The sequence below is a fragment of the Klebsiella sp. CN_Kp088 genome (assembly GCF_040064335.1).
GTDB lineage: Bacteria > Pseudomonadota > Gammaproteobacteria > Enterobacterales > Enterobacteriaceae > Klebsiella > Klebsiella aerogenes.
The window spans coordinates 78707-89623 of record NZ_JBEAIQ010000030.1; the positions used below are offsets into that span (position 1 = coordinate 78707).

Below are 10917 nucleotides of genomic sequence, written 5' to 3' on the forward strand. Positions count from 1 at the left end.
GGAAGAGGCTGATACACTTAGTGCGCCTGACCGCGTTCGATACCGATACCGGTTTGCGAACGGATAAACTGAGCGCGGAACTGCTCGCGCTCGCGCATCCCTTCGGCGGAGTTATCGGTAATCGAGAACAGCCAGATGCCGATGAAAGCGATGGCGATGGAGAACAGCGCCGGGTATTCGTATGGGAAGATGGCTTTCTCGTGTCCGAGGATCTGCACCCAAATGGTTGGGCCGAGGATCATTAAAATCACCGCAGTGAGCAGGCCGAGCCAGCCGCCGATCATCGCGCCGCGGGTGGTCAGCTTCGACCAGTACATCGACAGCAGGATAATCGGGAAGTTACAGCTGGCAGCGATAGAGAACGCCAGGCCGACCATGAAGGCGATATTTTGGTTTTTGAACAAAATCCCCAGCAGAATCGCTACCACGCCCAGGATCAGCACGGTAATTTTCGACACTTTCAGTTCTTCACGTTCGGTCGCCCCTTTCTTGAACACGTTGGCATACAGGTCATGAGAGACCGCCGATGCCCCCGCCAGCGTCAGCCCGGCGACTACCGCCAGGATCGTGGCGAAAGCCACCGCCGAGATAAAGCCAAGGAACAGATTACCGCCGACGGCATCCGCCAGATGCACCGCCGCCATATTATTGCCGCCGATAAGCTGACCGGCGGCGTCTTTAAACGCCGGATTCGCTCCCACCAGCATGATGGCACCGAAGCCGATGATAAAGGTAAGAATATAAAAGTAGCCCATGAAACCGGTGGCGTAGAACACGCTCTTACGCGCTTCTTTGGCGTCGCTCACGGTGAAGAAACGCATCAGAATATGCGGCAGACCCGCGGTACCGAACATCAGGCCGAGACCGAGCGATAGCGCCGAGATGGGGTCTTTCACCAGCCCGCCGGGGCTCATGATCGCCGCCCCTTTCGGATGCACCGCCATCGCTTCGGCGAACAGATTATTGAAGCTGAAGCCGACGTGCTTCATCACCATAAAGGCCATAAAGCTGGCGCCGAACAGCAGCAGGACCGCTTTGATAATCTGCACCCAGGTGGTGGCAAGCATGCCGCCGAACAGTACGTACAGCACCATCAGCACGCCGACCAGCACCACCGCAACGTGGTAGTTGAGGCCGAACAGCAACTGGATGAGCTTACCGGCGCCAACCATCTGCGCAATCAGATACAGCGCCACCACCACCAGCGAACCGCAGGCGGAGAGGGTGCGGATCGGCCCCTGCTTTAGGCGGTAAGATGCTACGTCGGCAAAGGTGTAACGGCCGAGGTTACGCAGGCGTTCGGCGATCAGAAACAGAATAATCGGCCAGCCGACGAGGAAGCCGAGCGAATAGATCAGTCCATCGTAGCCGGAGGTGTAGACCAGCGCCGAAATGCCGAGGAACGAGGCCGCGGACATAAAGTCGCCGGAAATCGCCAGCCCGTTCTGGAAGCCGGTAATATTGCCGCCAGCGGTGTAGTAATCGCTGCGCGAACGTACGCGTTTTGACGCCCAGTAAGTGATGTACAGCGTCAGGGCGACGAAAATCACGAACATGATAATCGCCTGCCAGTTGGTCGGCTGACGCTGCACCGCGCCGGTAATGGCATCGGCGGCGTTAGCGGCGAAAGGGAGCGTGGCGGCAAGCGCCGTCAGGACTTTTTTCATGATGCTTGCACCTCGCTGATCACGCTTTTGGTCAACTTGTCGTATTCGCCGTTTGCCCGCCAGACGTAAATCCCGGTCAGGACGAAGGACACAATAATGACGCCGATACCAATAGGGATGCCGCGGGTCACGCTGGTGCCTTCATGCAGAGGCGTCCCCAGCCAGCCGGGCGCGAAGGCGATAAGCAAAATAAAGCCTACGTAAATGACCAACATAATGACTGACAGAATGGCGGCAAACCGTTGCCGTGATGCAACTAACTCCCTGAAATGCGCACTATTTTCTATCCGCTGACAAATTTGTTCATTCATCTTCGCGTCTCCAGAGGTAACCCTTATGTCATCCATCGGCTATCCGTCGGCAACAGTGACTCGCCCGACGCTATTGCGTCGAGTCGTCGCTGATTTACCGCTTTCCTGCTGAATAGAATCCTTGGGGGGAGTTTATGTTTTTAACCTCTCCCTCCTAAGAGGGAGAGGGGGTAGGGAATAGGTTAAGGTTATGACGGCATCGCAATGGCCTGCTTCTCTTCGAGCAGTTTGTCCACTACGCCCGGATCGGCCAGCGTCGAGGTATCCCCGAGATTACTGGTATCGCCAGCGGCAATCTTACGCAGAATACGGCGCATGATTTTGCCGGAGCGGGTTTTCGGCAACGAGTCAGTCCAGTGCAGTACATCCGGCGTCGCCAGCGGGCCAATCTCTTTGCGTACCCAGTTACGTACTTCGGCATACAGCTCCGGCGTCGGCTCTTCGCCGTGATTCAGCGTCACGTAGGCGTAGATGGCCTGGCCTTTGATGTTATGCGGAATACCGACCACCGCCGCTTCGGCGATTTTCGGATGTGAAACCAGCGCGGATTCAATTTCCGCGGTGCCCAGACGGTGGCCGGAGACGTTCAGTACGTCATCGACGCGACCGGTGATCCAGTAATAACCATCTTCGTCGCGACGTGCGCCGTCGCCGCTAAAGTACATATTTTTAAAGGTTGAGAAGTAAGTCTGCTCGAAGCGTTCATGATCGCCAAACAGGGTACGCGCCTGGCCAGGCCAGGAGTCGGCGATCGCCAGGTTGCCCTCGGTCGCGCCTTCCAACGGCGTCCCTTCGTTGTCCACCAGTACCGGCTGGACGCCGAAGAATGGACGCGTGGCGGAACCGGCCTTCAGTTCGGTGGCGCCCGGCAGCGGGGTGATCATGAAGCCGCCGGTTTCGGTCTGCCACCAGGTGTCCATCACCGGGCATTTTTCGTTGCCGATCTTCTTCCAGTACCACTCCCAGGCTTCCGGGTTAATCGGCTCGCCGACCGAGCCAAGGATGCGCAGTGAGGAACGATCGGTACCTTCGATAGCTTTGTCGCCCTCCGCCATCAGCGCGCGGATCGCCGTCGGCGCGGTGTACAGAATATTGACCTGATGTTTATCCACTACCTGGCACATGCGCGCCGGGGTCGGCCAGTTTGGCACGCCTTCAAACATCAGCGTGGTGGCGCCGCAGGCCAGCGGGCCGTACAGCAGGTAGCTGTGACCGGTGACCCAGCCCACATCGGCGGTGCACCAGTAGATATCGCCCGGATGATAATCAAAGACGTATTTGAAGGTAGTCGCCGCATACACCAGGTAGCCGCCGGTAGTGTGCAGCACGCCTTTCGGCTTGCCGGTCGAGCCGGAGGTATAGAGGATGAACAGCGGGTCTTCGGCGTTCATTTCCACCGCTTCATGTTGGTCATCCGCTTTTTCAATCAGATCGCTCCACCACAGGTCGCGACCTTCCTGCCAGTCGATTTTGCCGCCGGTGCGTTTGAGGACCACCACATGCTCGATGCTGGTGACGTGCGGGTTTTTCAGCGCATCATCGACGTTTTTCTTCAGCGGGATGGCGCGACCGGCGCGTAACCCCTCGTCAGAGGTGATCACCAGGCGAGCGCTGGAGTCGATAATGCGTCCGGCAACCGCTTCCGGCGAAAAGCCGCCGAAGATAACCGAATGGATAGCGCCGATGCGCGCGCAGGCCAGCATGGCCACGGCGGCTTCCGGCACCATCGGCATATAGATTGCAACGACATCGCCTTTTTTAATGCCCAGATCGAGCAATACGTTGGCAAAACGGCAAACATCGCGATGAAGCTGGCGATAAGTGATATTTTTGCTCTGGCTGGCGTCGTCGCCTTCCCAGATGATAGCGGTCTGGTCGCCGCGCTCGTGCAGATGACGGTCGAGACAGTTGGCCGCGAGGTTCAGGGTGCCATCTTCATACCATTTGATGGAGATGTTTCCCGGCGCGAAAGAGGTATTTTTCACCTGTGTGTAAGGTTTGATCCAATCGAGGATTTTACCCTGCTCGCCCCAGAAGGCATCTGGGTTGCTGATGGATTGTTGGTAGTTCACCTGGTACTGTTGCGGATTCATCAGGCAATGTTCCGCAATCTCTGCGGGAATAGGGTGTTTATGTATTTGGCTCATGGCTTTTTTTCTCCTTTAACTTGTTAAATATATGTCAAATAACCGTTAAGAATAGGGGCTTTATGAGCTTTGTTTACTATTTGGGGGGCAGATCACGCATTGATTAAACTGAATGAAATTCAACCAAATGAAACTTTGAAGTGAAATAATTCATTTGCTGTATTTATAGAAACTGAATGTGTTAAATATTTTTTATAACAAATACTTATGCAATGTAATGCGCTGAAATGAGCGGATTTATGCAGAAAACCAGAGGAAAGCGCTGTTCTTAAAGGCTTGCGCAGCATGCCGTGCAAATGATACTGATATTGCGCGTTAAATAACCCCATAAAGCAACGCAACACAATTCATACCCCTTTCAGTGGGTGCCATTACCTCCCGGAATGGTGCCTTTCATTGAGGAAGTCAGTAGTGATGAAAAAAACAAAAGTCAGCCTGGCCTGGCAGATTTTGCTAGCCCTGGTGCTTGGCATACTTCTGGGCAGCTACCTGCATTACCACGCCGAAAGCCGTGATTGGTTAATCTCTAACCTCCTGACCCCGGCAGGCGATATCTTTATCCACCTGATCAAAATGATTGTCGTCCCGATTGTCATCTCGACGCTGGTGGTGGGCATTGCGGGTGTAGGCGACGCCAAGCAACTGGGCCGCATCGGCGCTAAGACCATCATCTATTTTGAAGTGATCACCACGGTGGCGATTGTGCTGGGGATCACCTTGGCGAACGTCTTCCAACCGGGCAGCGGCATTGATATGTCGCAGCTGGCGGCGGTCGATATCTCGAAATATCAGAACACCACCGCAGAGGTGCAGAGCCACGCTCATGGCCTGATGGGGACTATCCTGTCGCTGGTGCCGACCAATATCGTCGCCTCGATGGCGAAAGGCGATATGCTGCCGATTATCTTCTTCTCGGTGCTGTTCGGTCTGGGCCTCTCTTCATTGCCGGCGACCCATCGCGAACCGCTGGTCACCGTTTTCCGTTCTATCTCTGAAACCATGTTCAAAGTGACGCACATGGTAATGCGCTATGCGCCGGTCGGGGTCTTTGCCCTGATCTCGGTGACCGTCGCCACCTTCGGCTTCGCTTCGCTGTGGCCGCTGGCTAAGCTGGTTATCCTGGTTTACTTCGCGATTCTGTTCTTCGCGCTGGTGGTGCTGGGTATCGTGGCGCGGGTATGCGGGCTGAGCATCTGGATCCTGATTCGTATCCTTAAAGACGAGCTGATTCTGGCCTACTCAACGGCGAGCTCCGAGAGCGTGCTGCCGCGTATCATTGAGAAAATGGAAGCCTACGGCGCGCCGGCCTCAATCACCAGTTTCGTGGTGCCGACCGGCTACTCCTTTAACCTCGATGGTTCGACGCTATATCAGAGCATCGCGGCGATCTTCATCGCCCAACTGTACGGTATCGACCTTTCCCTGTGGCAGGAAATCACTCTCGTGCTGACGCTGATGGTGACCTCGAAAGGCATCGCGGGTGTACCGGGCGTCTCCTTCGTGGTGCTGCTGGCGACCCTGGGTAGCGTGGGGATCCCGCTGGAAGGGCTGGCGTTTATTGCCGGCGTCGACCGTATCCTCGATATGGCGCGTACCGCGCTGAACGTGGTCGGCAACGCGCTGGCGGTGCTGGTTATCGCCAAGTGGGAACATAAGTTTGATCGCAAGAAAGCGCTGGCGTATGAACGCGAAGTGCTGGGCAAGTTTGATAAAACCGCCCAATAAGATGTCAGAGCCCGGCCATTCGCGCCGGGCTTTTTTTAGCCTTTGGTTATCCTGTCGAACTCTTCACATCCGGTATCAAACCCCTCCTGACAGCTGACGTTAAGCCAGTGCAGCGCTTTTTGCGGGTTTGGTTCGATAAAACCTTTCTCTCCCTGCTGGAACATCATCCCTGCCCAGTATTCGGCATAGCCGGTGCGTGAAAGCGCCGAGCTGCCTTTGAAGTATTGCGCGGCCTTGAGGTCATCTTCCGGCGGCAGCACGCCGCTGGCGTAGATAAGCCCCAGCAGCATCTGCGCATCGACGGCGGAGTCGCTCTCTTCATCTTTGGCCGCATCCTGCAGCAACCTGATGGCGTGCGCATAATCGGTAGGGCCTGCCTGCTGATTGACCAGTACGCGGGCGAGGATAATCTCGCCGGCCTTGCTGCCGGCCTGCACGGATTTTTCCGCTAGCTGTCGGGCCTGTTGATAGTCGGCCTGCTGCGGGTTACGGATTTTAAGCTGAGCCAGCAGCGCCATCGCGTCGCCATCGCCCTGCGCCGCCGCTTTCTGCGCCCAGTATTCAGCCTGTTGATAGTTGCCGGAGCTAACCCAGGTGTCCGCCAGATAAAACTGCGCGCGTGGGTCGCCAGCTTCGGCCTGCTGTTGGTATTGGCTGCCCGGATCCGCAGCGTCTGCGGCGAAGCTTGTCAGCGCCAGCAGTAAATAGAGGTATTTCATTTTTTTATTATCAGTAAGGGAGACCCCCGCAGTATAAAGGGCGGCGGAAAAGAAGAAAATGGCGGGAATTAGCGGGGTGAATACCCGGAGAAGGCGCAACGTGCCGCCTCCGGGCTACGGTTCGGTATTTGGTTGGTAGCCCCGGTAAGCGTAAGCGCCACCGGGGAAGGGCCCGGATATCGGGTAAGGCCGCCGAACCTTAACCCATCGCGCTTTCGCGCAGGCGGGCTTTCAGCTTGTTGTACTCCTCGATCACGTACTGTTCCGCCGCGCGCTGATCGGCAATCCGCTCAACGTTAACCGCGCAGTACTTGTACTCCGGCGTTTTGGTTATCGGACTCAGGTTCTCCGACACCAGCTCGTTACAGGCGCCGATCCACCACTGGTAGGTCATGTACACCGCGCCTTTATTCGGCCGATCGCTGACCTGCGCGCGGGTGATGATGCGGCCCTTACGCGAATTGACCCACACCAGCGCTTCATCTTCGATGCCTAACCGTTCGGCGTCGGCGGTGTTGATTTGCGCATAGCCCGGTTCATCCGCCAGCGCTGCCAGCGCCGCGCAGTTGCCGGTCATCGAACGGCAGGAGTAGTGGCCGACCTCGCGCACCGTTGAGAGCACCATCGGATACTCGTCGGTGAGCTTATCGATCGGCGCGACCCAGTCGCAGGTGAAGAACTGCGCCAGCCCGTTCGGGGTATCGAACTTCTCTTTAAACAGATACGACGTCCCCTGGTCGGCGTCGGACTCATCGCGGCATGGCCACATGACATAGCCGAGCTCGCCCATTTTCTCATAGGTGGCGCCGTAGAAGTCCGGGCACAGATGCCGCAACTCATCCCAGATCTCCTGGGTGTTGTTGTAGTGCATCGGATAGCCCATCCGGGTGGCGATTTCGCTGATAATCTGCCAGTCGGTTTTCAGGTCCCACTTCGGCTCCACCGCTTTAAAGAAACGCTGGAAGCCGCGGTCCGCTGCGGTATACACGCCTTCGTGCTCGCCCCACGAGGTGGACGGCAGGATGACGTCGGCCGCGGCGGCGGTTTTGGTCATGAAAATATCCTGGACGATAACCAGTTCCAGCTGTTCAAACGCCTTGCGCACCGCGGAAAGCTCGGCATCGGTCTGCAGCGGATCCTCGCCCATAATGTACGCCGCGCGGACTTCACCGTGTTCGGCGCGGTGCGGCAGCTCGCTGATGCGATAGCCGGTATGTTCCGGCAGGCTGCCGACGCCCCAGGCTCTGGCGAACTTCTCGCGGTTTTCCGGGAACTTAACGTACTGGTAGCCCGGATAGGTATCCGGCAGCGCGCCCATATCGCAGGCGCCCTGGACGTTGTTCTGCCCGCGTACCGGGTTGACGCCGACGCTCGGCTTGCCGAGGTTGCCGGTAAGGATCGCGAGGCTGGTCAGCGAGCGCACGGTCTCCACGCCCTGGTAGAACTGGGTGACGCCCATGCCCCACAGGATGGCGGCGGATTTGGCGCTGGCGTACATCCGGGCGCAGGCGCGGATCTCCTGAGCGCTGACGCCGGTTATCTCTTCCACCGACTCCGGCGTATAACCTTCGACGATTTTGCGATACTCCTCGAAGCCTTCGGAACGGCTGGCGACGAAGGATTTATCGTACAGATCCTCTTCAATAATGACGTGGCCAATGGCGTTGAGCAGCGCGATATTCGAGCCGTTCTTCAGCGCGATGTGCATGTCGGCGATGCGCGCGGTTTCAATCTTGCGCGGGTCGCAGACGATGATTTTCGCCCCGTTGCGTTTGGCGTTAATGACGTGATTCGCCACGATAGGGTGGGAATCCGCCGGGTTGTAACCGAAGATAAACACCAGGTCGGTGTTATCAATCTCCGTGATGGCATTACTCATGGCGCCGTTACCGACCGACTGGTGCAGACCTGCAACCGAAGGGCCGTGTCAGACGCGAGCGCAGCAGTCGACGTTATTGGTGCCAATAACGGCGCGCGCGAATTTTTGCATCACGTAGTTGGTTTCATTACCGGTCCCGCGGGAGGAGCCGGTGGTCTGGATCGCGTCCGGGCCATATTTTTCTTTAATGGCGCCAAGGCGGGTGGCGACGTAATCGAGCGCCTCATCCCAGGAGACGGCTTCCAGTTTGCCGCCACGCTGGCGACGGATCATGGGGGTTTTGAGACGCGGGGTCAGGATCTGGGTATCGTTAATGAAGTCCCAGCCATAATAGCCTTTCAGACACAGGGTTCCCTGATTGGTTTTCCCCTGCGCCGCCTCAGCCCGGACGATTTTGCCGTTATCGACCACCAGGTTGATTTTGCAACCTGATGCGCAATACGGGCAAACCGTGACGACTTTTTTCATCGGTTTTGCTCCAGTTAATCAATTAGCGCTGACGCGCAATCGACCGTCACTATGCATCTTCTATGCCATGTTTTCATTGTGGGTATTGACGGATAGTACGCGGCTTTTTTGGGCGAAATGCTGACGAAAAACAGGTCATCGTCAGTTTTGACGTGACGAAAAGCCAGGAGATGTGACGCCGATTATAAAAACGGCAGCGAAAAATGGATTTGTCGTCGCCCGCTTGCACAATCGACCAGACTGACACTATTCCCGCCAGGCAGAGGTAAACCATGAAACCGGTCATTTTAGTGATTGATGATGACGTCGCGATTTGCGAGCTGCTGAGCGACGTGCTCGGCGCCCACGCGTTTGAGGTGGTGGCCTGCCAGAACGGCGGCGAAGCGCTGGCGACGGTCGCCCGGCGCGCAGATATCGCGCTGGTGCTGCTGGATATGATCTTGCCGGATACCAATGGATTGCTGGTGTTACAACAGCTGCAGCGCACGCGGCCTGAGCTACCGGTGATAATGCTTTCCGGGCTGGGAAGCGAATCGGATGTGGTGGTCGGGCTGGAAATGGGCGCCGACGATTACATCGCCAAACCGTTTAATGCGCGGGTAGTGGTGGCGCGCGTAAAGGCGGTGCTGCGGCGCAGCGGGGCGATCGGCGCGGAAAGCCTCGTGCCGGGCGGGGAGCATGGGCTGTTGTTTAACGGCTGGCGGCTGGATACCCGCCGCTGTGAGCTGTTTAATCCCCAACAGCAGAGCGTGGCGTTAACCCAGGGGGAGTATGGATTGTTGCTGGCGCTGGCGCAAAACGCCCGCCGGGTTCTGAACCGTGAACAGCTGCTGGCGCTGACCCATAATGAGAGCATGGAGGTATTCGACCGCACGATCGATGTGCTGATCATGCGCCTGCGGCGTAAAGTTGAGGTCAATCCGCATCAGCCCACTTTGATTAAAACCCTGCGCGGGTTGGGCTACGTCTTCGCCGCTGACGTTATCCATAACGACAAAGCGGCGTAGGGCGAAAAGAGACCCGGCGCCGCTTTGCCGCGTTATTTCACCGTCCAGCCCTTGTAGCTGCTGACGTTATTTTTATCGATCATTTTCACCGGGATCAGCACCGGCGCGGCTGGCGCGGGCTTGCCCTGCAGAATGTCATAACCAATTTCTACCGCCTTCGCCGCCATGACCTGCGGGTCCTGCGCTGGCGTGGCGACGAACAGGGAATTCTTACGCTTCAGCGCCTCTTCGCCGTCCGGGCTGCCATCGACGCCCACGATAAAGAACTCATTACGTTGCGCCTGTTTCGCCGCCAGATCGGCGCCAATCGCCGTCGGATCGTTAATCGCGAACACGCCGTCAATCTTCGGATTCGCCGCCAGCAGCGACGTCATCACCTCCAGCCCGCCTTCGCGGCTGCCTTTCGCGTTCTGGTTGGCAGAGAGGATTTTGATATCCGGATGTTTTTTGAATTCGGTTTCGCAGCCTTCGACGCGGTTCTGCACCGCGGAAACCGGCGGCCCGTTGATAATCACCACGTTGCCTTTGTTGTTCAGGCGATCGCTAATGTATTTACAGGCCATCGCGCCGGCCTGGGTATTATCGGAGGTGATGGTGGCATCGGCGCCTTCGGCGGCGACGTCAACCGCCACAACCACGATCCCGGCCTCTTTCGCCCGCTTCACCGCCGGGCCGATACCTTTTGAATCAGCGGCGTTGAGGATGATCATATCGACTTTGGCGGCGATAAAGTTATCGATCTGCGCCACCTGCTGCCCCAGGTCGTAGCCGCTCGACACCAGCGTGACCTTCACTTTATCCCCCGCCAGCTTGCGCGCTTCCAGCTCGGCCCCCTTGGTGATTTGCACGAAGAACGGGTTGGCGAGGTCGCCCACCGTCACGCCTATCGCTTGTAGATCTTTGGCCGACGCAAAAGGGGAGGCGGCCAGCAGCGCGCCGGCACACAGCGCGGTCACTATCGGTTTTAAACGCATTCGCTTTTCCTCGCAGATAA

The 10917-nt window shown here is 57.3% G+C and carries 8 protein-coding genes; 2 read left to right on the plus strand and 6 right to left on the minus strand.

Translation table 11 applies throughout. The features are described from left to right. Nucleotides 1-17 precede the first annotated feature (17 nt). The 3 genes from actP to acs all read right to left on the minus strand — a co-directional run bounded on the left by actP (nt 18) and on the right by acs (nt 4125). Nucleotides 18-1667 carry a cation/acetate symporter ActP gene (actP, locus tag ABLV08_RS19495; protein WP_348856177.1) on the minus strand — a complete coding sequence of 550 codons (1650 nt, stop codon included), beginning with the start codon at nt 1665-1667 and terminating at the stop codon, nt 18-20. After that, the gene (locus ABLV08_RS19500; RefSeq protein WP_015704068.1) at nt 1664-1978 is read right to left on the minus strand and encodes a DUF485 domain-containing protein; all 315 of its coding nucleotides are present in this window, start codon (nt 1976-1978) and stop codon (nt 1664-1666) included. The genes actP and ABLV08_RS19500 overlap by 4 nt, the downstream gene beginning before the upstream one ends. A 188-nt stretch (nt 1979-2166) precedes the next feature. Beyond that, nucleotides 2167-4125 (minus strand): acetate--CoA ligase, encoded by a 1959-nt coding sequence (gene acs / locus ABLV08_RS19505; RefSeq protein ID WP_032709622.1) that lies wholly within the window; start codon nt 4123-4125, stop codon nt 2167-2169. A 414-nt stretch (nt 4126-4539) separates the two neighbouring features. Here acs and gltP point away from each other — a divergent pair, with 414 nt between their 5' ends. Continuing rightward, complete coding sequence (gene gltP / locus ABLV08_RS19510; RefSeq protein ID WP_015368716.1) at nt 4540-5850, plus strand: glutamate/aspartate:proton symporter GltP; 1311 nt, start codon at nt 4540-4542, stop codon at nt 5848-5850. Nucleotides 5851-5885: 35 nt separating this feature from the next. On the opposite strand, the gene ABLV08_RS19515 is transcribed toward gltP, so the two are convergent. Then, a complete protein-coding gene (locus tag ABLV08_RS19515; protein WP_026612428.1) occupies nt 5886-6569 on the minus strand; it encodes a tetratricopeptide repeat protein in 684 nt (227 codons plus the stop codon). Nucleotides 6570-6768: 199 nt separating this feature from the next. Continuing rightward, nucleotides 6769-8916 carry a formate dehydrogenase subunit alpha gene (gene fdhF / locus ABLV08_RS19520; protein ID WP_348856178.1) on the minus strand — a complete coding sequence of 716 codons (2148 nt, stop codon included), beginning with the start codon at nt 8914-8916 and terminating at the stop codon, nt 6769-6771. A 272-nt stretch (nt 8917-9188) separates the two neighbouring features. Here fdhF and ABLV08_RS19525 point away from each other — a divergent pair, with 272 nt between their 5' ends. Next, nucleotides 9189-9923 (plus strand): response regulator transcription factor, encoded by a 735-nt coding sequence (locus ABLV08_RS19525; RefSeq protein WP_015704071.1) that lies wholly within the window; start codon nt 9189-9191, stop codon nt 9921-9923. A gap of 32 nt (nt 9924-9955) precedes the next feature. Here the strand turns inward: ABLV08_RS19525 and ABLV08_RS19530 are convergent, their stop codons facing one another. Beyond that, nucleotides 9956-10897 (minus strand): ABC transporter substrate-binding protein, encoded by a 942-nt coding sequence (locus ABLV08_RS19530; RefSeq protein WP_015368709.1) that lies wholly within the window; start codon nt 10895-10897, stop codon nt 9956-9958. Nucleotides 10898-10917 lie beyond the last annotated feature (20 nt).

Excerpts from the sequence above, each read along its gene's own strand:
- gltP (WP_015368716.1), top strand. The coding sequence starts at position 4,540 with ATGAAAAAAACAAAAGTCAGCCTGGCCTGGCAGATTTTGCTAGCCCTG.
- acs (WP_032709622.1), bottom strand. The coding sequence starts at position 4,125 with ATGAGCCAAATACATAAACACCCTATTCCCGCAGAGATTGCGGAACAT.
- ABLV08_RS19515 (WP_026612428.1), bottom strand. The coding sequence starts at position 6,569 with ATGAAATACCTCTATTTACTGCTGGCGCTGACAAGCTTCGCCGCAGAC.
- ABLV08_RS19500 (WP_015704068.1), bottom strand. The coding sequence starts at position 1,978 with ATGAATGAACAAATTTGTCAGCGGATAGAAAATAGTGCGCATTTCAGG.
- ABLV08_RS19530 (WP_015368709.1), bottom strand. The coding sequence starts at position 10,897 with ATGCGTTTAAAACCGATAGTGACCGCGCTGTGTGCCGGCGCGCTGCTG.
- actP (WP_348856177.1), bottom strand. The coding sequence starts at position 1,667 with ATGAAAAAAGTCCTGACGGCGCTTGCCGCCACGCTCCCTTTCGCCGCT.
- ABLV08_RS19525 (WP_015704071.1), top strand. The coding sequence starts at position 9,189 with ATGAAACCGGTCATTTTAGTGATTGATGATGACGTCGCGATTTGCGAG.